The sequence below is a fragment of the Comamonas fluminis genome (assembly GCF_019186805.1).
In the GTDB taxonomy this organism is placed as follows: Bacteria; Pseudomonadota; Gammaproteobacteria; order Burkholderiales; family Burkholderiaceae_C; genus Comamonas; species Comamonas fluminis.
In genome coordinates this window covers 2,488,273-2,511,513 of sequence record NZ_CP066783.1, presented here as the reverse complement: position 1 = coordinate 2,511,513, position 23,241 = coordinate 2,488,273, and the positions used below count along the sequence as shown (strand labels likewise).

The 23,241-nt window shown below is 61.9% G+C and carries 21 protein-coding genes and 2 riboswitches; of the genes, 8 read left to right on the top strand and 13 right to left on the bottom strand.

The window, feature by feature from the left end:
- Positions 1–8 precede the first annotated feature (8 nt).
- The 6 genes from gcvP to JDW18_RS11820 form a co-directional block, all read right to left on the bottom strand.
- Entirely contained in the window at positions 9–2,906 is a 2,898-nt protein-coding gene (gcvP, locus tag JDW18_RS11845; protein WP_218239664.1) for an aminomethyl-transferring glycine dehydrogenase, read from the bottom strand.
- Positions 2,907–3,008: 102 nt separating this feature from the next.
- Positions 3,009–3,560 (bottom strand): MolR family transcriptional regulator, encoded by a 552-nt coding sequence (locus JDW18_RS11840; RefSeq protein ID WP_218239663.1) that lies wholly within the window; start codon positions 3,558–3,560, stop codon positions 3,009–3,011.
- A 59-nt stretch (positions 3,561–3,619) separates the two neighbouring features.
- The gene (gene gcvH / locus JDW18_RS11835) at positions 3,620–3,994 is read right to left on the bottom strand and encodes a glycine cleavage system protein GcvH (RefSeq protein WP_218239662.1); all 375 of its coding nucleotides are present in this window, start codon (positions 3,992–3,994) and stop codon (positions 3,620–3,622) included.
- A 135-nt stretch (positions 3,995–4,129) separates the two neighbouring features.
- Complete coding sequence (gene gcvT / locus JDW18_RS11830; RefSeq protein ID WP_218239661.1) at positions 4,130–5,266, bottom strand: glycine cleavage system aminomethyltransferase GcvT; 1,137 nt, start codon at positions 5,264–5,266, stop codon at positions 4,130–4,132.
- Positions 5,267–5,328: 62 nt separating this feature from the next.
- Positions 5,329–5,443: riboswitch (glycine riboswitch) on the bottom strand.
- Between the two features lie 18 nt (positions 5,444–5,461).
- Positions 5,462–5,574, bottom strand: a riboswitch (glycine riboswitch).
- A gap of 75 nt (positions 5,575–5,649) precedes the next feature.
- A complete protein-coding gene (locus JDW18_RS11825) occupies positions 5,650–6,099 on the bottom strand; it encodes an energy transducer TonB (RefSeq protein ID WP_218239660.1) in 450 nt (149 codons plus the stop codon).
- A gap of 14 nt (positions 6,100–6,113) precedes the next feature.
- The gene (locus tag JDW18_RS11820) at positions 6,114–7,181 is read right to left on the bottom strand and encodes an MBL fold metallo-hydrolase (protein ID WP_218239659.1); all 1,068 of its coding nucleotides are present in this window, start codon (positions 7,179–7,181) and stop codon (positions 6,114–6,116) included.
- Positions 7,182–7,315: 134 nt separating this feature from the next.
- Here JDW18_RS11820 and JDW18_RS11815 point away from each other — a divergent pair, with 134 nt between their 5' ends.
- The 3 genes from JDW18_RS11815 (at position 7,316) to JDW18_RS11805 (ending at position 9,067) form a co-directional block, all read left to right on the top strand.
- A complete protein-coding gene (locus JDW18_RS11815) occupies positions 7,316–7,636 on the top strand; it encodes a hypothetical protein (protein WP_218239658.1) in 321 nt (106 codons plus the stop codon).
- A 123-nt stretch (positions 7,637–7,759) separates the two neighbouring features.
- On the top strand, positions 7,760–8,122 hold the full coding sequence (locus JDW18_RS11810) for a bleomycin resistance protein (RefSeq protein WP_218239657.1): 363 nt from the start codon (positions 7,760–7,762) through the stop codon (positions 8,120–8,122).
- A gap of 396 nt (positions 8,123–8,518) precedes the next feature.
- Positions 8,519–9,067 carry a hypothetical protein gene (locus tag JDW18_RS11805; protein WP_218239656.1) on the top strand — a complete coding sequence of 183 codons (549 nt, stop codon included), beginning with the start codon at positions 8,519–8,521 and terminating at the stop codon, positions 9,065–9,067.
- Between the two features lie 164 nt (positions 9,068–9,231).
- On the opposite strand, the gene JDW18_RS11800 is transcribed toward JDW18_RS11805, so the two are convergent.
- The 6 genes from JDW18_RS11800 to JDW18_RS11775 form a co-directional block, all read right to left on the bottom strand.
- Positions 9,232–10,854, bottom strand: a complete 1,623-nt coding sequence (locus JDW18_RS11800; RefSeq protein ID WP_281421573.1) for a DHA2 family efflux MFS transporter permease subunit — start codon at positions 10,852–10,854, stop codon at positions 9,232–9,234.
- Between the two features lie 15 nt (positions 10,855–10,869).
- Positions 10,870–12,186, bottom strand: a complete 1,317-nt coding sequence (locus JDW18_RS11795; RefSeq protein ID WP_218239655.1) for an HlyD/EmrA/EmrK family protein — start codon at positions 12,184–12,186, stop codon at positions 10,870–10,872.
- Between the two features lie 155 nt (positions 12,187–12,341).
- A complete protein-coding gene (locus JDW18_RS11790; RefSeq protein WP_218239654.1) occupies positions 12,342–13,832 on the bottom strand; it encodes an efflux transporter outer membrane subunit in 1,491 nt (496 codons plus the stop codon).
- Positions 13,833–13,894: 62 nt separating this feature from the next.
- On the bottom strand, positions 13,895–14,437 hold the full coding sequence (locus tag JDW18_RS11785; protein ID WP_218239653.1) for a MarR family winged helix-turn-helix transcriptional regulator: 543 nt from the start codon (positions 14,435–14,437) through the stop codon (positions 13,895–13,897).
- A gap of 271 nt (positions 14,438–14,708) precedes the next feature.
- Positions 14,709–15,179 carry a CopD family protein gene (locus JDW18_RS11780; protein ID WP_218239652.1) on the bottom strand — a complete coding sequence of 157 codons (471 nt, stop codon included), beginning with the start codon at positions 15,177–15,179 and terminating at the stop codon, positions 14,709–14,711.
- A gap of 171 nt (positions 15,180–15,350) precedes the next feature.
- Positions 15,351–16,550 carry an MFS transporter gene (locus JDW18_RS11775; RefSeq protein WP_218239651.1) on the bottom strand — a complete coding sequence of 400 codons (1,200 nt, stop codon included), beginning with the start codon at positions 16,548–16,550 and terminating at the stop codon, positions 15,351–15,353.
- 149 nt (positions 16,551–16,699) lie between these two features.
- Here JDW18_RS11775 and JDW18_RS11770 point away from each other — a divergent pair, with 149 nt between their 5' ends.
- Both JDW18_RS11770 and JDW18_RS11765 read left to right on the top strand, forming a co-directional pair.
- Positions 16,700–17,263, top strand: coding sequence for a TetR/AcrR family transcriptional regulator (locus JDW18_RS11770; RefSeq protein ID WP_218243872.1), 564 nt, complete (start codon positions 16,700–16,702; stop codon positions 17,261–17,263).
- A gap of 29 nt (positions 17,264–17,292) precedes the next feature.
- Positions 17,293–18,411 carry a hypothetical protein gene (locus tag JDW18_RS11765; protein ID WP_218239650.1) on the top strand — a complete coding sequence of 373 codons (1,119 nt, stop codon included), beginning with the start codon at positions 17,293–17,295 and terminating at the stop codon, positions 18,409–18,411.
- Positions 18,412–18,419: 8 nt separating this feature from the next.
- On the opposite strand, the gene JDW18_RS11760 is transcribed toward JDW18_RS11765, so the two are convergent.
- Positions 18,420–19,028, bottom strand: coding sequence for a TetR/AcrR family transcriptional regulator (locus tag JDW18_RS11760; protein ID WP_218239649.1), 609 nt, complete (start codon positions 19,026–19,028; stop codon positions 18,420–18,422).
- A 117-nt stretch (positions 19,029–19,145) separates the two neighbouring features.
- Between JDW18_RS11760 and JDW18_RS11755 the strand changes: the two genes are divergently transcribed.
- The 3 genes from JDW18_RS11755 (at position 19,146) to JDW18_RS11745 (ending at position 23,217) form a co-directional block, all read left to right on the top strand.
- The gene (locus tag JDW18_RS11755) at positions 19,146–20,666 is read left to right on the top strand and encodes an acyl-CoA carboxylase subunit beta (protein ID WP_218239648.1); all 1,521 of its coding nucleotides are present in this window, start codon (positions 19,146–19,148) and stop codon (positions 20,664–20,666) included.
- Positions 20,667–20,674: 8 nt separating this feature from the next.
- A complete protein-coding gene (locus tag JDW18_RS11750) occupies positions 20,675–22,411 on the top strand; it encodes a class I adenylate-forming enzyme family protein (RefSeq protein WP_218239647.1) in 1,737 nt (578 codons plus the stop codon).
- Between the two features lie 62 nt (positions 22,412–22,473).
- A complete protein-coding gene (locus tag JDW18_RS11745; protein ID WP_218239646.1) occupies positions 22,474–23,217 on the top strand; it encodes an SDR family NAD(P)-dependent oxidoreductase in 744 nt (247 codons plus the stop codon).
- The last annotated feature ends 24 nt before the right edge of the window (positions 23,218–23,241 follow it).

The following is a 23,241-nucleotide window of genomic DNA, read 5'->3' as shown; positions in this document are numbered from 1 at the left end:
AAGGTCGCTCAGCTCTCAAACGCATCCATAGGCACGCAGCTGCAAAACAGGTTGCGGTCGCCGTAGACGTTATCGACGCGGCCCACGGGGCTCCAGTACTTGGCGCGGCGCAGGGCCGGCACGGGGTAGGCGGCCAGCTCGCGGCTGTAGCCATGCTGCCAGTCGGCGGTCAGCAGCACTTCGGCGGTGTGCGGGGCGTTTTTCAGCGGGTTGTCGTCTTGCGGCAGCTTGCCTGCTTCAATCTCGGCGATTTCGGCGCGGATGGCAATCATGGCGTCGATAAAGCGGTCGATCTCATACAGGCTTTCGCTCTCCGTTGGCTCCACCATCAAGGTGTTGGGCACGGGGAAGGACAGCGTTGGTGCATGAAAGCCATAGTCAATCAGGCGCTTGGCCACGTCTTCGGCCATCACGCCCGTGGTTTCCTTGAACTGGCGCAGGTCCAGAATGCACTCGTGTGCCACGTGGCCGCTGTCGCCCGCGTACAGCGTGGGGAAGTGATCTTTGAGGCGCGCGCTGATGTAGTTGGCGTTCAGGATGGCGGTTTCGGTGGCGAGTTTGAGGCCCGGCTCGCCCATCATGCGGATATACATCCAGCTAATGGGCAAAACGGCTGCATTGCCCAAGGGGGCTGCGCTAACAGCTCCTACTTTGCGAGCGTCGCCGGCCGTGGCATGGCCGGGCAGGAAGGGAACCAGGTCTTCCACCACGCAGACGGGGCCAACACCTGGGCCGCCACCGCCGTGGGGGATGCAGAAGGTTTTGTGCAGGTTCAGGTGGCTCACGTCGCCGCCAAACTCGCCGGGGGCAGCCACACCAACCAGGGCATTCATATTGGCGCCGTCCACATACACGCGGCCGCCGTGGCTGTGCACCAGGGCGCACAGTTCTTTGACTTGTGTCTCAAACACGCCGTGGGTGGACGGGTAGGTGATCATGATGCAGGCCAGGTTGGCGCTGTGCTGCTCGCACTTGGCCTTCAGGTCGTCCATGTCCACGTTGCCGTTGTCGTCGCACTTGGTGACCACGACTTGCAGGCCCACCATCTGTGCGGACGCGGGGTTGGTGCCGTGCGCGCTCGATGGAATCAGGCAGATATTGCGGTGCGCTTGGCCCTTGGATTCGTGGAAGGCCTTGATGGCCAGCAGACCCGCGTATTCGCCCTGGCTACCGGCGTTGGGCTGCAGGCTGATGCCCGCGTAACCCGTGGCCTGGCACAGCCAGCCGCGCAGTTGCTGGTCCAGCTCGGCATAGCCTTGCAGCTGGTTGGCCGGCGCAAACGGGTGCATGTTGGCAAACTCTGGCCAGGTGATGGGAATCATCTCGCTGGTGGCGTTGAGCTTCATGGTGCAAGAGCCCAGCGGGATCATGCTGCGGTCCAGCGCCAAATCCTTGTCCGAGAGGCTGCGGATGTAGCGCAGCATGGCGGTTTCGGAATGGTGGGTGTTGAAGACCGGGTGGGTCAAAAACGCCGATTTACGTTGCAGATTGGCAGGGATCAGCGAGGTTGCGCCTTCGTCCATGGCTTCAATCGTGGGTAGGGCTTGGCCATCCTTGGCGAAGATGCTCCAGACCAGTTCCACATCGGCGCGGGTGGTGGTTTCGTCTAGGCTGATGCAGACGTATTCGCCCCAGGCTTTTCGCAGGTTGGCGCCCTTGGCGACTGCGCGGGCCACTATCGAATCGGTAGCGCCTTGGGTGTGCAGGCTCAGCGTATCAAAGGCCGTGTCGTGGTGCTTGGCAGTAAAGCCCAGTTGCGCCAAGCCGCGGCTCAAAATAGCCGTAAAGCGTGCCACGCGCTGGGCGATGCGGGTAATGCCTTGCGGGCCGTGGTAGACGGCGTACATGCTGGCAATCACGGCAGGCAACACCTGCGCGGTGCAGATGTTGGACGTGGCCTTTTCGCGGCGGATATGCTGCTCGCGTGTTTGCAGGGCCAGGCGGTAAGCGGGCTTGCCATGCACATCGACGCTGACGCCGACCAGGCGGCCGGGCAGCGAACGCTTGTACTCGTCACGGCAAGCCATAAAGGCGGCGTGCGGGCCGCCGGCGCCCATGGGCATGCCAAAACGCTGGGTGTTGCCCACCACAATGTCAGCGCCCCATTCGCCGGGCGGTGTCAGCAGGGCCAGGGCCAGCAAATCGGTCGCCACAATGGCGGCGGCTTGCTTGGCGTGGATGGCGTCCACGTCGGCCTTCCAGTCCACAATCCAGCCGCTGGATGCGGGGTACTGGATCACGGCGGCGAAGAAGTCGCCTGCGAGCGCCGCTTCCCATTCCTCTTTGCTGTTGGCCACGGTCACTTCAATGCCGATAGGCGCAGCGCGGGTCTGGATGACTTCGATGGTCTGTGGGTGCACATCGCCCGCCAGCACAATGCGGTTGCTCTTGGACTTGACCGAGCGCTTGGCCAGGGTCATGGCCTCGGCGGCAGCCGTGGCTTCGTCCAGCATGGAGGCGTTGGCAATCGGCATGCCGGTCAGGTCGCAGACCATGGTCTGGAAGTTGACCAGCGCCTCCATGCGGCCTTGCGAGATCTCGGCCTGGTAAGGCGTGTAAGCGGTGTACCAGGCGGGGTTTTCCAAGATGTTGCGCAGGATGACGCCCGGCGTGTGTGTGCCGTAGTAGCCCTGGCCGATAAAGCTCTTCAAAACCTGGTTCTTGCTGGCAATGGCTTTGAGCTCAGCCAGCGCAGCCGCTTCCGTCACCGGTGCGGGCAAATCCATGGGCGCGGGGCGTGCGATGGCGGCAGGCACCACGCTGTCGATCAGCGCTTGGCGCGATGGCAGGCCAATGGCGGCGAGCATGGTGGCTTCGTCGGCGCTGTCGGGGCCAATGTGGCGGGGGATGAACTCGCTGGCGTTTTCAAGAGACTGCAGCGAAGCAACGGGCGGTGACATCAGCATGGGAGGGACCTATTCTCAAATACTGTGACTGACTGTTTACATGCCACCAGCGCGGCGGCATGCGGGCAAAACCATGGCCTGTGGCGCAGGCATGGCGGTAGTTCAAAGTGCGCTGGCAGATTCCAGCGCGGCTTTCATGAGGGCGAGGCGCTCGCTTTCCTGATCGGCGTATTCCCAGTCAGGGTGCTGGCTGCGGGCGACGGTGTTGAGCCATTGCTGGCAGGACAGGGCGAGCTGGGCTTGCTGCAGCACATCGGCGTCCAGCTCTCCGGCAATCTTGAGCTGCCCGAAGGCGGCTGCCACGCGGGCGCGGCAGACCGACTGCAGATAGCGCTGATTCATCTCGTCCCGGGCCAACCATTTGGCTTTGGCAGCGTCGTCACGGGTCAGCATGTCCTCGGGCACGGGCAAATCCCAGTCACTGAGTTGCTGGCGCAGAAACCGCATGACCTTGGGCGCCTTGCCTTCGGGCTGTTCCTGCCACCACTCTTCGAGCGCGGCCAGGGTGTCGCTGCCGTCATCGCTGCCAAAGGGACTGAAATCATCGCCGCAGTCGTAATAGAAGTCCTGCGGGGCCACGCGCACAAACGCCGGGTGGCTGGTGCTGCGCGCCAGGCCTTCTTCAGGATCATCAAAGTACAAATGGGCAGTCATGACAAAGCTCAGGGTGCATAAAGCAACGGCCTTCGCAATGCGAGGGCCGTTGAAGATGCTTAGTTGTCCTTGGCGAAATCGTTGTAAGCGGTCTCTTCCATCAGAGCGTCAAGCTCGCTCACATCGCTCATCTTGACCTTGAAGAACCAGCCGGTGTTCAGCGGGTCGCTGTTGGCCAGAGCAGGATCGTTGCGCAGGTTTTCGTTGACTTCGACGATCTCGCCAGTCACAGGCATGTAAACGTCGGCAGCGGCCTTGACGGACTCGACCACGCCAGCCACATCGCCAGCCTTGAAGGTGGTGCCCACGGCGGGCAGATCGACAAAAACCACATCGCCCAGCGCGTCTTGCGCATGGACGGTGATGCCGACGATGGCGGCATTGGTGTCAGCGACGTTGATCCATTCGTGTTCTTTGGAAAACTTGATGCTCATGGAGGGCTCCAGATGGTGGATTCGGGGGAATCAGTGAGTTGTTTGAGAAAGGTCCAGTGCGCACTGTAGCGGCGTTCTGGCCCCTGTTTGACAAGTCGCCGGGCAAACTGGCCTGTCTGATTGACGGGGGCAGGCTTAGCCGCGGTAGTAGTTGGTGGGCACAAAAGGCGTGGCCGCCACTTTCATGGGCACAGGCTTGCCGCGCACGATGGCGAAAATCTGGGTGTCCAGCGCGGCGTAGCCGGGCTGCACATAGGCCAGCGCAATGGGCTGGTTCAGCGAGGGGCTGAGCAGGCCGCTGGTGATGTGGCCAATCTGCTGGCCGTCCTGGTTTTGCAGCACCGCCGGTTCGCGCACGGGAATGCGCTCCTGCGCAATCAGGGCCACGCGCTTGTGTGCAAGCTGCTGCGGGTTTTGCAACTGGGCCAGCACCTTGTCGGCGCCGGGAAAGCCGCCTTCGCGTGCACCGCCGGTGCGGCGCACTTTTTGCATGGCCCAGTTCAGGCCTGCTTCCACGGGCGTGGTGCTGGTGTCGATGTCATTGCCATACAGGCAAAGACCGGCTTCCAGACGCAGTGAGTTGCGCGCGCCCAGACCAATGGGTGCAACCTCGGGCTGGGCCAGCAGGGCTTCGGCCAGTGCTTGAGCGGCGGCGTTGGGCACAGAGATTTCAAAACCGTCTTCGCCGGTATAGCCGCTGCGCGTGATGTAGAGCGCATGGCCTTGCCAGTCGAAGTGATTGCCGGTCATGAAAACCAGCGAGGTGACTTCTGAGATCAAGCGCGAGAGTACGGAAGCCGCCTGTGGACCTTGCAGCGCAAGCAGGGCGCGATCAGGCAAGGGAACCACTTCGCAGCGCGTGCCAATATGCTTTTGAATATGGGCGATATCGGCTGCCTTGCAGGCGCCATTGACGATGAGAAACAGGTCTTCCCCACGGTTGACGAACATCAGATCGTCCAGAATGCCGCCTTCTTCATTGAGCAGCAGACCGTAGCGCTGCTTGTGCAGACCCAGATCGATCACATCGACGGGCATCAGGCTTTCCAGCGCGGCGGCGGCGTCAGGCCCGCGCAGCAGCAGCTGACCCATGTGGGAAACGTCGAACAGGCCTGCAGCCTTGCGGGTGTGCAGATGCTCGGCCATCAGCCCTTGCGGGTACTGTACGGGCATGGAGTAACCGGCAAACGGCACCATGCGGGCACCCAGCTTCTGGTGCAGGGCAAACAGCGGGGTGGTCAGCAGGGCAGAGTTGTTGTCGACAGCAGTCACAGGCAAGCGCTCCGGTATTCATACCAAATAGGGGGGCCGCGCATGGCATTCATGCGTGGCTTGCTTGCCTTGCTGTCCGCTTTACCTGAGAGATTCACCGCCGCAGTGAAGTCGGGCAGTTTGCTCCTTCGGTGGATGTCGTCACGATGTCCGGCATCTCTCTCCAGCAAGGAACGCTGCAGGACTTCATCCTGTCAGCGCTTGTCAGTCCTTTTGCCTGAGCGTTTTGACAGCGTTGATGGGCTGTCTGCGCCTTCGGCGGCACCGGACAGCTTGAAGCTGCGGGCACTCTCTCCTGACGGGCGCCATTCTAGCGGGAGGCTTCTGTTTCTCACGCTGAAATGACCCGGATTTCGGGTTTCCGATAGTGCTTCAGCGCGAAATCAGGAGCTCTTTTCGGGTGCTTGCGGCGCTGGCTTGGGGCTCAGATCTTCAAAAATCAGCTCGTAAGGCTGTTCAAAACAGGTGGTGACAGGCTGGCCATTGCTGATGGCTGGCTTAAAGCGCCAGCGGGTGAACGAGCGCTCAATGGCGGCGATGATGCGCGGGTCGGCATCTGCGGGCTTGTAGTTCTTGCGGCCCATTTTCCCCTCGGGCGTCACTTCAAACTGATAGACCACCGTGAACTTTGCGCCTTCGGGGTACCACTGAGGATCGAGCTTGGCATGTGGGTAGGTTCGCACCACGGCAGGTTTATCGATCTGGCTGGCTGGCGTGCATTCGGCCCAGGGCTTTTGGGGCGGTGGCGGTGTGGTGGTACAGGCGCTGAGTAGCAGGGCCGATGCAGCGAGGGTGGCAAGGCTGAGATGTCTTGGGGCGCAGAAAGTCTTCATGCGTTCATTGTCGGTCAGGCCCGCTGCATTGCTGGTAAGGATTGGTTGACGCAGGAGCGCCACCAGGGTGATCCTGTGTGGGGCGTCTGCAGGTCCAGCCGCTCGCCCATCATGGGGGTCGCGATGGCGACGTTGCTTTCTTTGGCTAACCCAACAATTTGCTCAAACGGGTCCCACCAGGCATGCATGGCCAGGTTGAAGGTGCCGTTATGGATGGGCAGCAGCCAGCGCCCGCCAAGATCCTTGTGGGCCTGAATGGTCTGGGCCGGATGCATATGGACATAGGGCCAGTGCGCGTCGTAGGCGCCGGTTTCCATCAGCGTCAGATCAAACGGCCCGAAGCGGCGGCCAATTTCTGTAAAGCCGTCAAAGTAACCACCATCGCCGCTGAAAAACACGCGCAGCGGCTGGCTGCTCTGCAAATCCTCAATCACCCAGGATGACCACAGCGTGCGGTTTCCGTCACTCAGGCTGCGGCCCGAGAAATGCTGGGCGGGCGTGGCGGTAAAGCGCAGGCCATCGACCTCACTGGCCTGCCACCAGTCATGCTGAATGATTTTTTCGGTCTTGACGCCCCAGCTCACCAGCCGGTCGCCCACACCCAGCGGGCAGAGAAAGGTTTCCACCTTGGGAGCAAGTGCCTTGATCGCGGCATGGTCCAGATGGTCGTAATGGTCGTGTGACAGCAGCACTCCGCGCAGCGGCGGCAAGTCAGCCAGTGCAATCGGCGGCGCATGAAAGCGCCTGGGGCCGGCAAATGATAGTGGCGACGCCCGTTCAGCAAACACAGGGTCGGTAATCCACCAGCCACCGCGCAGCTTCATCAGCAAGGTGGAATGACCGATGCGATAGAGACTGCGCTCTGGCGCGGCAACCAACTGGGCTGGGGTCAATGCCAGCACCGGCAAGGTGCTGGCGGGGTCGCTGTCGGCAGGCTTGTTGAAGAAAAAGTTCCACAGGGTTTTCGCATCAGGCTGCGGGCTATTGGCCGGGCGCGGGTGGATATTGCGAAACCGCCCCTGCACATACTGGGGCGAGTGCTCGTAGCTGGCGATGGGCGTTGTAAAAGGTTTCTTGAACAAGATGGAGCCTTGACGGGAGTCTGCTGAGCAGTTTGGGCCCAGAGACCGGGATGCAAGCTGAATATTGAAAGAGGCCGTATCAGAGTTGCGGCTTTGCAGACTTGCGACACTGCAGCGCAAGGAGAGGACGCGCGATGAACCCCATGGTTGGAAATCTGGAAAAGCTGCTGGCGCAGGGCAAAGATGGCGCGCTGCTGCGCTACACGCTGGGCAAGGCCTATGCGGATGAAGAGCAGATGGCCCTGGCCCGCGAGCATCTGCAGCAGGCCACGGCGCTGGATGCCGCGTACTCCGTCGCCTGGAAGCAACTGGGCAAGGTAGAGCTGGCGCTGGGCGACACGCAGGCCGCACGGCAGGCATGGCAGCAGGGGCTGGCGTGTGCAGAGGCCAAGGGGGATGCCCAGGTCGTCAAGGAACTGCAGGTGTTTTTGCGGCGGCTCGATAAGAGTCAGTAAGCCAAGCAGTCACCTGCGGTGTGGCTGGCTACACATAGCTGCCGAAGCCGATGCCCGGACCCTCTTGACCATCTTGGAGCGCCTGGGCAATAACATCCGTCGATCTATTCAACAGAAAGCGCCATGGCTGACTTTTCAACTCCCAACCTGCCCGCCCGCGACTTTGATGCCACGTCCAGCTTTTATCGCAAGCTGGGTTTCGAAGAAACCTGGAAAGACCGAGACTGGATGATTCTCAAAAGGGAAGGGCTGGTGCTTGAGTTCTTTAGCCACCCGAATGTCGACCCCGCCACCAGCTGGTTCAGCTGCTGCTTCAGGCTTGAGGATGTGGCGTCATTCTTCCAGCTGGCGATAGAGGCAGGCATACCTGAAGCAGCCCAAGGATGGCCCAGATTGCATCGCCCGAAAAAAGAGCCCTGGGGCGGCACAGTTGGGGCGTTGATTGATATTGACGGGACGCTGATTCGGTTCATTCAAGAGCGGTGAGGCTGCTGATAGGTTTTTGCTTGGGGTGTGGGCAGTTTTGGGCTGCTATCGGCCAGAAGCAGACATACCTAGCCCAATATGTCATAGTGTTTATGCCTGTCGCAGGGAGTGTTTAGAGGAGAGCTACCGACATGTCAGATGACACAGAGTTCTATTTAATTTGTTATTTTATTTTTTCTTCAATTATCTCTGTTCCAATATTTTTCTCTATGAGTAAAAATTTTGACTCTTCGGAATCTTTTATTTTTGGGTTGAGACGATGCTTTAAGAGAAAAACAAAAGGATCGGTTGCTCTTGCTATATCTTTTTTGAATTTGTATTTAATTATGATTGTATTTGCTATTTCTTCCTTTATAAAATAAATGAAGTCGTATAAATTTAGTGAGAGGCTTAATTTTGTCCATCGATATGGCCTTGTTAAATCCAATTGCTGTAAAGAATCAATGCTCTTTTCTAACTGTCTATTTTTCTTTGGGTATGGCTATATTTGGCCTATTGCTAGGATTTTTTGATTCCAAAGGACTTGTAATGGCGGCAGTTTTTGCGGGATTTGGCTCGCTATTGCTCTGGGATAAAGTAGTCGCAAATCGGCGCCGAGTCACACTAGATGCAGCCAAGGGTCAAGTCATCATTTCGAGAGTCTCAGTCTTCTTTAAGCCAAAGCAGCGCGTCTATCCTTTAGAGCTATTCGGCTCGGTTCAGTCATACATCCTGCCAGGAAAGACATCCGTCAACCGTGTAGAACTAATCACTAAAACAGGGGGAGAGGCATTGTTGCTCGCTTTATTTGAGCCTTCAAATCTGGCCCCTTCATTCTTCTCTTTCCCTAAGGATGGCGAAAATAAGGATGCAGAGTGCCTCCGGCAAGAGATCGCTGTTCAGCTTGGGCTTCTTGATCGAGGTTTTTTAGGAAACCAAATGTTTGGCGCACAATTAAAAGACTGAAGGCAATTCAGGTACACAAGGCTGGACATCAAACACCTCTCTGGGTCGACCCGAGCCACTCACAAGCCCCACCGACGCAAACCAATAACTATCAAAAAAATAGCTGCCAGCGCCTGATAGATAAGCGCTAGCAGCTATTTTTATGCAAAGTCAGCGGTTGCCCGTCAATGCGCTCCCGCTGCAGCATCGGCTCCACCCAGATGGGCGGCAGGGCGTTTGGTGAACCAGATCAGCACGATCAGGGTCAGGAACAGCATGGACGAGGCCAGAAAGATGTCGTCTGCGGCCCGCGTAAAGGCTTGCTGGTCGATCAAACGGTTGATCTGGGCATAGGCTTGCTCGGCGCTCATGCCTGCGGCCTGCAGGTTTTTCACGGTGACGGCAAACGTGCCCTGTCCTTGTACCAGTAGCTCCGTCAGGTGCGCGTGGTGCATGGCGGCGCGGTTTTCCCAGAGGGTGGTGGCGATCGAGGTGCCCATGGCACCTGCGGTAATCCGCACAAAGTTGGACAGGCCTGCAGCGGCGGGAATGCGGTCTGGCGTCAGGCCGCTGAGTGTGATGGTGGTGAGCGGAATGAAGAAGAAGGCCATGGCGCCGCCCTGAATCAGCGTGGGAATCAGGATGTGGCCAAAGTCTGTCTCTACCGTGAAGCGCGAGCGCATCCACAGCACCAGCGCGAACACCATGAAGGCGATGGTGGCCATCTTGCGCGGGTCCCAGACGCTGACCTTGCGGCCGACTACCGGGGTGAGCACGATGGCCAGCAGCCCGACGGGGGCCAGCGCCAGCCCGGCGGTGGTGGAGGTGTAGCCCATCCACTGCTGCAGCCACAGTGGCAGCAGCACCACGTTACCAAAGAACAGGCCGTAGGCAATCGACAGCGAAATCGAGCCTGCCGCAAAGTTGCGCCGCTTGAACAGGCGCAGATCGACCACGGGGTGGGCGTCGGTCAGCTCCCAGACGACGAAGACGGCGAACGCCACCACGGCAATCACGGCGAAGGCGATGATTTCAGTGGAGGCAAACCAGTCCAGCTCTTTGCCTTTGTCCAGCATCAGCTGCAGGGCGGCCACCCAGAGCACCAGCAGGGACAGGCCTACGGTGTCAATCGGCAGCTTGCGCGTGGGTGTTTCGCGCTTGCGGTAGATGCTCCAGGTCATGAGGGCCGAGAGCAGGCCCACGGGCACGTTGATGTAGAAGATCCAGGGCCAGGAGATATTGTCAGTAATCCAGCCGCCCAGCAGCGGCCCGACCACGGGGGCGACCAGGGTGGTGACGCCCCATAGCGATAGCGCCACCCCGGCCTTGGAGGGCGGGTAGCTGGCCAGCAGCAGGGTCTGCGACAGCGGAATCATGGGGCCGGCCACGGCGCCTTGCAGCACGCGGAACAGCACCAGCGTTTCCAGCGATGAGGCAAAGCCGCACAGCCAGGAGGTCAGCACAAACAGCAGCACGCTCATGGTGAACAGGCGCACGGCGCCAAAGCGCTGGGTGAGCCAGCCCGTGAGCGGCACAGAGATGGCGTTGGCCACGCCAAAGCTGGTGATGACCCAGGTGCCCTGGCTGGGGCTGACGCCTACATCGCCCGAGATGGCTGGAATGGCCACATTGGCGATGGAGGAGTCCAGCACGTTCATAAACGTGGCCAGCGACAGGGCCAGCGTGCCCAGCGCCAGCTGCATGCCCTTGAGTGGGGGCGGCGGCACCGGCATGGCGGGTGCCGCAGGTGCTGGACTGGCCTTGCCGGGGTCAGCAGCCCCTGCGGTGGCAGAAGTTGTGGAAGTCATAGGGCTTGCCTGGGCTTACTGCGCGGCGGGAGCTGTGGCGGCTTCCGGGGCTGCAGGCGTAGCTGTTGCGGGGGCGGCAGGCAGCTTGTCCAGCGATGCCAGCGCGGGCAGGCTTTCACCGGCAATGATGCGGTGAATGCGCTCTTCGGCCTGGGCCAGTGTGCCGTCGTACACCGTGGTCTGGGCCACGGGTTCGGTGCGCGGGGCATTGGCAAGCGCCAGGCCGTCCTTGTCGCGGATATCGACCTTGACATCCATGGACAGGCCTACGCGCAGCGGGTGCTGCTTGAGGGCTTCAGATTCGAGGCTGATGCGCACGGGCACGCGCTGCACGACCTTGATCCAGTTGCCGGTGGCGTTCTGCGCGGGCAGCAGCGAGAAGGCGGCACCGGTGCCAGCGCCCATGCCCACCACATGACCTTCATAGGTGGTCTTGTCGCCATAGACGTCAGCCGTCAGCTCCACCTTCTGGCCCATGCGCAGATCGGCCAGCTGGCTTTCCTTGAAGTTGGCATCCACCCAGAGCTTGTGCAGATCGACCACCGTCAGCAGGGGCGAGCCTGCGGCCACGCGCTGGCCCAGCTGCACGCCGCGCTTGGCCACATAGCCATCAACGGGGGAAATCAGGCGGGTGCGCTGCAGCGCCAGATAGGACTCGCGCACCTTGGCGGCGGCGGCCATGACGGCGGGGAAGTCTTCGGCCGTGGTGCCCTTGGTCTGGGCTTCGGCTGCTGTCAGCTGGGCCTTGGCGGCGCGCACGGCGGCCTCGGCGGCCACCACGGCGTTGCTGGCGGCGGTGGCCAGGGCCTTGGCGTGGTCAAACTCTTCCTTGCCAACGGCGCCAGTTGCCGTCAGCGGGCGGCGGCGGGCCACATCGTCATTGGCCTTGGCGGCATCGGCCTTCAGGCGCAGCAAATCGGCTTCGCGCTGGGCAACCTGCGCGGCCAGCGGGGCATTGTTGGCGTACAGGGTGCGGGTCTGGCGTGCGGTCTGTGCCAGTTGCGATTCGGCCTGAGACAGTTGCACCAGATAGTCGGCAGGGTCCAGCTGCACCAGCAACTGCCCGGCCTTGACGTAATCGGTGTCGTCCGCACCGATGCTGATGACGGTGCCACCCACCTGGGGCGTGATCTGCACCACGTTGCCAGCCACATAGGCGTTGTCGGTGTTCTGATAGTTGCGGGCCACCATCCAGTGCCAGCCACCCCAGACGATGGCGCCCACCGCGACGGCGGCGGCGACCACGGTCAGGCCTTTGCGGCGGCCTGCTGGGTTGGCGGCGGGGGGAGCAGAGACGGGAGCGGCGTTCTGTGCGGGCTTGGTGTCAGTCATGATATGGGCGCTTTGTTATCGGTGAAGCGGTTTTGCGCTATGAAAATGATGAGCTGCTGGCGCTTGTCTATTCAAGACTTTGCAGGTATTTGGCGTTGAAACCCAATAAATGCATACGCTTGCAGCTATGAATTTGGTTGTTTTGGGTTTGGGTTTCAGTGCGCGGCAATGGCCTGCGTGTCGTCCGTCCAGCCGCCGCCCAGGGCAGAAGCCAGGGCGATGCGGGTATCCAGCTCGCGGGCCTGCAAGTCCACGGCCAGGCGGCGCTGGGTGATGAGCTGGGTTTCGGTGTTGAGCACGGTGATCTGCGTGCCAAGGCCCGCCTGATAGCGCTGCACGGCAAAGTCATAAGCGCGCTCGGCCTTGGACAGCGATTCGTTCTGCAGCTTTTGCTGGCGCTGCAGCGACTGCACCGAGGCAATCGAGTCGCCCGCCTGCTTGACCGCATCCAGCACCACGCCGTTGTACTGGGCGATGGCCGTATCCAGATCGGCCTGCTTGCCTCGCAACTGGGCGCGCAGGCGCTTGCCGTCAAAAATCGGCAGGCGCAGAGCAGGCGTTACGCCCATCTGGCGCGAGCTGGCCTGAAACAGGTTGTCCAGACCCAGCGCGTTCAGGCCCACAAAGGCGGTCAGGTTCACATCGGGGTAGAAGTCGGCCTTGGAAGCCTCGATGCCCTGCGTGGCGGCTTCCACGCGCCAGCGCGCTGCCACCACATCGGGGCGGCGGCCCAGCAGGTCGGCGCCCAACTGCTGGGGCACGGGCTGAATGCGCAGGCCTGCCAGCTTGGGCGAGAGCGTATTTTGCGCATCGGGCGATTGCGCGCACAGCACGGCAATGGTGCGGCGCGCCAGCGTGATTTGCTCGCTGAGCATCTCGATCTGGGTCTGAGCATCGGGCATGCCGGCCTGGGCCTGCGTCAGCTCCACCTGACTATCCAGACCGGCGCGGGTGCGCTGCTCACTCAAACTCAATAGCGCCTGGCGCTGTCCCAGCGTGCGCTGCGCCACTTCTTTCTGTGCCATCAAGCGGGCCAGGGCCACATAGCTGCGTGCCACCTGGGAGGCCAGCTGGTTGGCGGCTGCAGCGCTGTCTGCCTTGGCCGCACGGGCCTGGCCCAGCGCGGATTGCAGCTCGGCCGAGTGCTTGCCAAAAAAGTCGGGTGCCCAGGACAGGCCTGCCTGCACGTTCGAGCTGTTGTAGACATGGCCCGCGATAGGCGCGGGAATCATGCCGTTGGCCGTGTAGCGCTGGCGCGTGGCATCAGCGCTGAGCGTGCCGTGAATGTCGGTGGCGGTGCTGCTGGCCGTGGCCAGAGCGGCCGCCTTGTCAAACCGTGCATTGCTGGCGGCAAGGCTGGGGCTGCCTGCCAGCGCCTGGCTGACCAGCTGGTTGAGCTGGGCGTCCCCCAGACCTGTCCACCACTGGCTGGAGCCAAAGGCGGTGGCATCGCTGCCCGTGGAGTTGGGCGCGGGCTGGCCGTTCAGCCCCACATCGGCTGCAGAGAGCTGGGCCAGCGGCGTGTGGGCTGGCCCCTGAGAGGCGCAGCCTGCCAGTGTGATGGCGGCCAGCAGGGCGCAGGCCAGCGGTACCGCTGTGATGCGCAGCTTGCCGGGCGCGGGTTGAGAGGTAGTAGCTTGGGTCATGGAAAAGTGCCAGTGGTTTTTATTGAAATAGGGCAGAAGTGAAAAAGCGTGACGGGGCAGGCCTAGCTTCGGGGCTGGGGCGGCTCTTCGGTGTGGGTGGGTAGCTGCAGCGCCTCGCGCAGCAGGTCGCCATTGGCCAGCATGCGCTGCAGCATGGACAGCATCAGAGTGCACTCCCCGTGGCTGAAGCCGTTGAGGTGACCGTTGAGCACGCGGGAGAGCACCTGAGGCACCTGGGCCGCGACGCTGCGGCCTTCTTCGGTCAGCACCAGATGCACAACGCGCCGGTCGGTGGTGGAGCGCTCGCGGCGCAGCAGGCCCTTGGCTTCGATGCGGTCCAGCGCCCGGGTGATGGAGGCGGGGTCCATACCCAGATCTTTGGCCAGGTTGCTGCAATTGGCTTCGGCGCACAGCGACAGCTTGTACAGCGGCAGCCACTGCACATAGGTCAGGCCTTGCTCGGCCAGCTGGGCATCTGCCAGTTGCAGGATGGAGCTGAGCACGCGGCGCATCAGAAAGCCGATGCTCTGGTCGGGTGTGTACACCATCCCCTGATAGAAGAAGGTGGACTCGTTACGGGTGTCGATGACGGTTGCGGGATCCATTGCTTGGGTTGACCTGTGTCTGGTCAATGTTTGACTAGTCAATGATTTGGTTGGCGATTATTGTTGATTTCCGAGAAATCCGCTGCACTTCTTTTTGCCGGGGGGGTATGGCTTGTCGCGTTTGCGACAGTTTTCGACAGTCTGCGGTGGGTTATGCGCGGGCAGACTTGCCCGTAGCGCATGAAAAAAGCCCGGGCCTTATGGCGCCGGGCTTGAAGGTGGAGGTGTAAAGCGGTGTGTGAAGCGGGGTTTGAAGCGGCTGCCTGCGTATTTAAAGAGGTACGCGCAGCACAAGCACGATGACCAGACCCAGCGCCAGATTGAAAGCCACCCATTTGCGGATGCTCTCCAGCGCCTTGCCGCCCGCAGGCCAGTCTTTGGCGGCAACGGCGCGATCCAGGCGCTTGAACAGTGCAAAGCGGATATGGCCGAAAACAGCCATCATCACCACGCCCAGCACGCTCATCACAATCCAGGTGGCAGGCATGTTGAACTTGCCGCCAACAGCCCCGGCCATGGCGTGCACGCTGCCAATCATGCCCACGCCAGAGGCCAGCACCACCACGACCAGCACCATCACCACGGCAAAAAAGCGCTGCAGCACGCTGTGCATAAGCTTGACGCGCTCTGGCGGCTGCAGGCCCTGCACGGCGGGGCGAAGAAAGAAGTGGGCAAAGAACATGCCGCCCACCCAGACGATGACGGCCAGCAGGTGCAGAAGTTTGAACAGAATAAAAAGCATGGTGGGAAGGCGTGCGTCGCCTGAGTAGGAATGCCGCAAGCCTAGCGGAGATTGTTCTGCCCATGAACGACGCAGGCCCAATCAGCGCCTGCGGTGGGGTGTTTGAAGCATTTACTCTTGTTTTGATAGCTGCAGGCGCTTGTTGTGAAAGTGCTGCAGCGCAAAAGTGCCTTATTTTTGCGCTGAGGTGCTGGCCAGCCGCCCCGCCTGCACGCCCCACAGCCACATGGCGGCGCCGGCCACCAGCGTCAGCACAAACGAGCGCTGCGCGCCCCAGTGGTCAATCAGCCATCCCGCCAGCGCTGCGCCCAGCGCCACGCCTGTGGCCAGGCCGGTCAGCAGCCAGGTCATGCCCTCGGTCAGGCGGTGGCTGGGCACTTGCTGCTCTACCAGCGCCATGGCCACGGTAATCGTCGGGCCGAAGGTAATGCCCGCCAGCAGCACGGCCAGCGTCAGCGCCGTCAGATTGCTGGCCAGCAGCAGGGGCAGGGCAGAGATGGCCACCGACGCGCCCACCCACACAATCTGGCGCGAAAGCGGCATTTTCAGCTGTAGCGTGCCAAAAAGCAGGCCCATGGCGCAGGAGCCCAGCGCGTAAAACGACAGCACCACGCTGGCCATGCCCGGCTGGCCCTGGGCGGTGGCAAAGGCCACGCTGGCCACATCAATCACGCCCACGATGATGCCCTGCGCCAGCATGAACAGCGCCAGTGTGCGCACCACAGGCTGGCGCAGCATGGATGAGGCGCTGGCTGCGCCTCTTTCATGCGTTTGCGGGCTGACAGGTGGCTCGGTGCTGCGCTGCATTACAAACAGGCCCACGCCCACGACCAGAAACAGCGCTGCGGCCAGCGGCCCGGCTTCGGGAAACAGCCACATGCTCAGGCCCACCGACAGCGGCGGGCCGACGATAAAGGCCATATCGTCCAGCACGCCTTCCAGCGCAAACGCGGTCTTGAGCTGGGGCGTGCCGCTGTAAATCACCGTCCAGCGGGCGCGCACCATGGCGGGCATGCTGGGCAGGCTACCCACCATGGCCGCCAGTATCAGCAGCAGCCAGTCGGGCCCCTGCCAGTGCGCGCAGGCCAGCAGCGCCAGCATGGACAAGGCGCTGCAGGCTGCCGCAAACGGCAGCACTCTGGACTGCCCGTGCCTGTCCACCAGGGCCGAGATGCGCGGCGCAAGCACGGCAATCGACAGCGCAAAGCATGCCGATGCCACGCCCGCCAGCGTGTACGAGCCGCGCTGCTGCGCGAGCATGGTGATAAGGCCAATACCCGTCATGGACAGGGGCAGGCGGGCCAGCAGTCCGGCAAGCACAAAGCCTGCACTGCCCGGTGCGGTGAACAGGCTGCGGTAAGCGTGGAGCATCAAAACCTCGGAAGAAAGCTATTCGCATACATTGCGTATGTGAGTTGCATTGTAGGGGGCAACGGGTGCGGCGTATGATTGGCATACGATTTGTATGTGAATGATGTGGAGAGTTCGCCATGGCCCAGGTTCGCCAGAGTCGCGCCAGCATGATTGAGGCCACGCGGGCCAAGCTGATTGCCGCTGCCCGAGAGGCTTTTGCCCTGCATGGCTATGCGCAGGCATCCATGGACGAGTTGACCGCACAGGCTGGGCTGACCCGTGGCGCGCTCTATCACCACTTTGGTGGCAAGCCGGGGCTGCTGGCCGCCGTGGTGGCGCAGATGGACGCGGAGATGGATGCGCGGCTGGACTTGGTGCTGCGCGCTCATCAAGACCCCTGGCTGGGCTTTCTGGCCTATTGCCGCGCCTATCTGGCCATGGCCCAAGAGGCGGAAATTCGCCGCATCGTGCTGCAGGATGCGCGCTCGGTGCTGACGGGGACCGACCAGGGCCAGCAGCACCAGCAATGCATTGCGTTTATCGCCAGCTTTTTGCAGCAGCTCATGGACCAGGGCGTGGTCGTGCAGGCCAGTGCCCCCGCGCTGGCCAGATTGCTCAATGGCTGCCTCGTAGAGGCCGCCTTCTGGATTGCCGAAGAAAATGCCCCGCCGCAGCGACTGGACGAAGCGCTGCAGGCACTGGATTTGATGCTGCAAGGCTGGAAAGCCTGAGCCAGCCAGACGTATTGGAAAGGCCACCCATGCAATTGCTGAACGAATACTTTGAACATCTGAAAGCCATTCGCCAGGGGCAGCAATCACTGGACGCTTATCTTTTTGGACCCGTGACCACCGCAGATGGCGGTCGGTATGACGCGCACGAAGCCAAGCGCTATCGCCTGCTGCTGGCACTGCAATGCAGCCGTGAGGCGGGTGACGAAGCCTTGCTGGTGCCCTTGCTGCAGGCTGAAACAGAGCGCCACCGCATGGAAGCGTTTCAAGGCCTGTACCCCACGCTGGAGCTGGCTTGCAGCCTGCTGGCCCGCTATCAAGATACCCGGCACTTGCCGCTGTTTATCAACGCCAAGCGTGCCAATTTCGATACGCACTGCGGGCTGGATGTGGAATATCTGGCCAGCGCGGGCATTGCGCAAAGCTATGCCGCTGCAGCGCTGCTGGATGGCGATCTGCGCGAGGCCTTTTATGACTATCTGGGCACAAGGCCTGAGCAATGCAAAATTTCAGAGCAAGACCTTGAGCAATGGCGGGCGCGGCAGAGCCGTCGCTATCCCGACGAAATCGTGTTTCGCAGTCTGGGCGCTGAGGTTGAGTTTCTGCTGGAACTGGGTGAGCACGAACTGGCCGAAAGCAAGGTTCACGAGTGGCACGCTACAGCCTTTGAGCCAACGGCCGAAGGCTGGAGCCAATGGCTTTCCTGGCAGCGCAGCCTCAACTGTCTGGGCGGCATGATTGAAGCCCAGCGGGCTTTGCTGGCGTTGGAGACCCAGGACTGGAATCGAGCGTCCCGGCTCAAAGAACTGGTGGGCCTGCATCTGCAAAACGGCGATTTGCCGCAGGCCCTGAGCTGCATCGAAGCGCTGCAATCTTTGAAGCACCATTTCAAGGACTGGCGCAGGCTGGGAATGGGTCGGTTTATTGCGGAGCAATATCTGGACTTTGTGCTGGCGGCCAAAGAATCCCATCAGGACGCCGCCGCGCAGGTCTACGCCTGGGCCAAATCACTGACCATGGGCATGAAAAACATGCACTGGAATTTGCTGGAAAAGCTGGTGGCCGTGCACGAGCAGTTTGATGACCGCAAGCTGGCCCAGAAGTACCGGGTGGTTTTGCGCAGAGAGCGCGCCAGCGCTGGCTTTTGAATGTTTTGCTAGCTGCCGCTGACCTGCGGCGGGCGAGCCATTGCATGCAGCACCTCCAGCACATTGGCGCGCAATTGCTCAGGGTCTGAATCCTGCGCCACGGCGGTGAGGTAGTGGCCAAACACGCCCCAGCCCAGAGTCAGGCATGACAGCGCTACGGCGCGGGCCGTGGTTTCGGCCGGGCTTGCGCTGGCATCACCGGCTTGCAGCAGTTGCTCCAGCTTGCGCAGGGCATGGCCTTCGGCAATGGATTGCGGCGACACACCGCCCAGCAGGGCGCTGGCCATCAGCCTGGCGCTCTCCGTCATATTGGGGTGCGACCAGAGCTTGTCGATGGCGGTGTCGATATTGGCGGCGTCCTGCAGATAGTCGGCCCCGATTTCGGAGTGGCGCTGCAGCGCCGCGATCAGCACATCCTGGCGGGTACCGAAGTGGCGGTGCACCAGGCCGTGGTTGACATTGGCTTCGCGTGCAATCTCGCGCAAGGCCACGTCGGTATTGCCTTGCTTGCTCATGAGTTTGAGGGCTGCGTCGAGGATGGACTGGCGCACCTCGGTCGCCCCCATGGGCTTGGCCTTCATGGTGGCTGGGTCTGGGCCGTCTTCCGAAATATCCAATGCCGTCTCCTTAGAACATCGCTTGACGCAAGTTGTCACATTGTATAAAAAGCGACTGTAGTCATTGACTACATCTGTGCGGAAAGCCCGCCATACAACGACAACGGAGACAGAGCAATGGGTACGGAACATGAGGAGTGGGGCGCCATCTTGCAGAACCTGCAGCAGCGCCGCGAAGCTGCGCAGGCCATGGGGGGCGAGGAGCGGGTGCAGCGCCACCGCAGCAGCGGCAAGCAGGATGCGCGCCAGCGGCTGATGCAACTGTTTGACATGGGCAGCTTTGTGGAGCTGGGCGCTTTTGTCGGCAGCATGGCGGGCGATGGTCAGGCGCCCGTGCCCGCCGATGCGCTGGTGGCAGGCTTTGGCGAGATCGATGGCCGCCCCGCGCTGGCGGCGGCTGAAGACTTCACGGTGCTGGGTGGCTCTATTGGCGACGGCGCAGCGGACAAGCGCTACCGCCTGACCCAGCTGGCCGCGCAGGAGCGGGTGCCGCTGATCTTCATGCTGGAAGGTGCTGGCCATCGGCTGACCAATTCCCATGCGGGCCGCCGCCCCAATGATCTTCAGGGGCTGGCCGATCTGTCGGGTCAGGTGCCGATTGTCTGCCTAGTCATGGGCGCAGCCGCAGGCCATGGCGCGCTGACGGCGCCCATGTCGGACTTTGTGGTGATGACTGAGAACTCGTCCATGTTTGCCGCAGGCCCGCCGCTGGTCAAGGCCGCTACAGGCGAGGTGGTGACCAAGGAACAGCTGGGCGGTCCGCAGGTGCATGTGGCGGTATCCGGCGTGGCGCACAACCTGTGTGCAGATGACGAGGCGGCCATTGACCTGGCGCGGCGCTATCTGTCGTACTTCCCGCTCAATGCCTGGGAGCGACCCGCGCGCAAGACCGAGGGTGATGTGGGCGAGCGCAGGCTGGATGCCATTCTGGACATGGTCAGCCCCAACTCTCGCAGGCCCTATCGCATGCGCAGGGTGCTGGAGCTGATGGTGGACGAGGGCAGCTTGCTGGAGATTCAGCCCAAGTTTGGCGCCTCGGTGGTGGTGGCGCTGGCGCGGCTGGGTGGCCACAGCGTGGCCATTGTGGCCAACGACCCCAGCGTGATGGCTGGCACGATTGACGCCGATGGAGCAGACAAGGCCACGCATTTCATGGATGTGGCGGGCGCGTTTCATCTGCCGGTGATCTTTCTGGCCGACAACCCCGGCGTAATGGGCGGCACAAGGGCCGAGCAGTCGGGCGCGCTGCGCCATGCTGCCCGCATGTTTGTGGCGCAGCGCCGCCTGCGCGTGCCCAAGCTGCATGTCACCCTGCGCAAGGCCTTTGGCTTTGGCTCGTCCATCATGGCCATGAACCCGTTTGACGGGCAGACGCTGAGCCTGGCGTTTCCGGCGGTCACGCTGGGCTCGTCCCCCGTTGCCAGCAGCGCAGATTCATCCAAGCTCGATGAGGCCACGCGGGCCCGGATTGAGGCCGAGCAACTGGGCGGCTCCTACCAGATTGCAGACCGCATGGTCTATGACGACATCATCGACCCCCGGGACTTGCGCAATGCGCTTCTGCGTGGCCTGAACCTCAGCGCAGGGCGGCTGGGCGGGGCGTGCGAGCCGCGTCAGGCATCCGGTATCACGCCATGAGCGCAGTGATGAACACTGAAACCACCCAAGTGGAGAACCCCATGGACGATCATTCCCTGCGCCGCAGCGGCGATGCGCTGCTGGCCACGCTGACGGCATCCGGTGCGCCTTTTGAGATGCAGACCCAGACCATTCGGGGCTTTGCACGGCGCGTGTTCTGCAACGGGCCGCAAAGCTTTGCGGATATCTACCGCATGGCCGCCCAGTTTGCGCCGCGCACCATGATCGTTAGCGAAGGCGCGCAACTGAGCTATGCCGAAGTGCTGGGCAAAGCCGCAGCGCTGGGGGCATTTCTCAAAGAGCTGAGTGCAAACAAGCCCCCGCAAGGCCAGCGCATTGCGATTGTCATGAGCAACCGCCCGGAATGGATGATTGCCTTTATAGCCGTCACCGCCATGGGCGCGACGGCGGTGCTGGTCAACAGCCGGGGATCGGTGCCCGAGCTGGCGCAGGCGCTGGATGACACCCAGACCACGGTGGTTCTGGCCGATGCACGCCGCGCGCAGCAACTGGGCGCATGCGCTGGCCGCACCATGATTGTGGTGAGCGATGAAGCAGGGCTGGATGCAAGCCATATCGATTTTGCAGAGGCAAGCAAAGGCTGGGAAAACGCCCAGCTTGAGCCTGTGGCCATGCGCCCGGAGGACGATGCGCTCATCATGTTTACCTCTGGCACCACGGGGCGCTCCAAAGCGGCGCTGTTTGACCAGCGTGCGGTCATGACTGCGCTCATGCACATTCAGCTTTCCGGCGCGCTGATGGCCCAGCATATTGCCGCCAGGCGCGGCAGCGCCATTTTTGCCGATACGGCCCACCAGCAATCGGCGTCTTTGCTGGCGTTTCCGCTCTTTCACGTCAGCGGCTGCTATGCCGTGTTTCTGTCGGGGCTGATGCGTGGCGCCAAGGTGGTGCTGCTGTCCAGATGGAATGCCGAAACCGCGCTGGCGCTGATCGAGCAGGAAAAGGTCGCCGCCTTTGCCGGTGCGCCTGCCATGTACTGGGATTTGCTGCGCCTGGACCGGGGCGGCCACAGGCTGCAATCGCTGCTGTCGATCGGTGCGGGCGGCCAGGTGTTTGCGCCAGGCCTGCTCAAGGACATTGCCAGCGCCTTCCCCGATGCGGTGCTGGGCATTGGCTATGGCATGACGGAGTGCGGCGGCACGATCTGCGCCATTGGCGGCGATGAGCTGGCCCGGCACCTGACTGCTGCCGGGCGGGTGCTACCTTCTGTCGATATCCAGATTGTGGATGAGCTGGGTGAGGTTGTGGCGCCGAACCAGGAGGGCGAAGTGCTGATTGGCGGCGCGATGCTGATGAGCCAGTATTGCGGGCTGGAGGAAGCCACGGCAGACATGCTGCAGGGCGGCTGGCTCAGAAGCGGCGATATCGGGCGGCTGGATGCGCATGGCTATCTGCATGTGGTGGACCGCAAGAAGAACATCGTCATCTCGGGCGGCGAAAACATTTCGTGCTCAGAGGTCGAATCTGCGATGGTGGAGATGGCAGAGGTGGCCGATGCCGCAGCTTTTAGCGTGCCGGATGACCGGCTGGGCGAAAAACTGGTGATGGCCGTTGTGCCACGCAGCGGCACGCCTATTGCCCAAGCGCTGCTGCAGGCCCATCTGGCGCAAAGGCTGGCGGCCTACAAAATTCCCCAGCAGTTTGTCTTTGTCGATGAGCTGCCGCGCAATGCCAGTGGCAAAGTGCTGCGGCATCAGTTGCAGGCCCGCTGCCAGCCGCAATAGGTGAACCAGGTGCAACGCCGGGTGCGGCTACATTGCAAGTCTTTGAACAAGTTTTGATTTCGATGCATTCACCCCAACGCGTTGCTCTGGTCACAGGTTCCACTTCTGGCATTGGCGAGGCGATTGCGCGCCGCCTGTCAAAGGATGGTTACGCCGTCGTCTTGCATTCACGCAGCTCGGTCGAGGTGGGCGCAGCCCTGGCGCGGGAGCTGGGGCAGGCTGTCTATATTCAGGCGGATCTGGCGGTGGATGCAGACCGGGTGCGGCTGGTGCAGCAAGCCGTGGCGCAATGGGGGCGGCTGGATGTGGTGGTGAACAACGCAGGCATTAGCCGCGTGCTGCCGCATGCCGATCTGCAGGCCGCCACCCCCGATATCTGGCGCGAGCTGCATGAGGTCAACGTGATTGCACCGTTTCGCATTGTGGCCGAGGCTGAACCCGCGCTGCGGGCCTCGGCCGCTTCGGGCACGCCCGCCTGCGTGATCAATGTCAGCTCGCACGCCGGGGTGCGGCCCAAGGGCGCTTCCATTCCCTATGCCGCGACCAAGGCGGCGCTCAATCACACCACGCGCTTGCTTGCCGTTTCGCTGGCGCCGGAAATTCGTGTGAACGCCGTGGCGCCCGGGCTGGTTGATACGCCTTTGACGGCCGACTGGACGGCTGCGCAGGCCTTGTGGCGAGAGCGCTCTCCCATGCGGCGCGCAGCCAGCCCTGAGGACATTGCACAGGCGGTGTCCATGCTGGTGGCATCCAGCTATCTGACCGGCGAAATCCTGCTTTCGGATGGCGGTTTGAACCTGACATAAGCCAGCGCAATCCATCAAAAGACC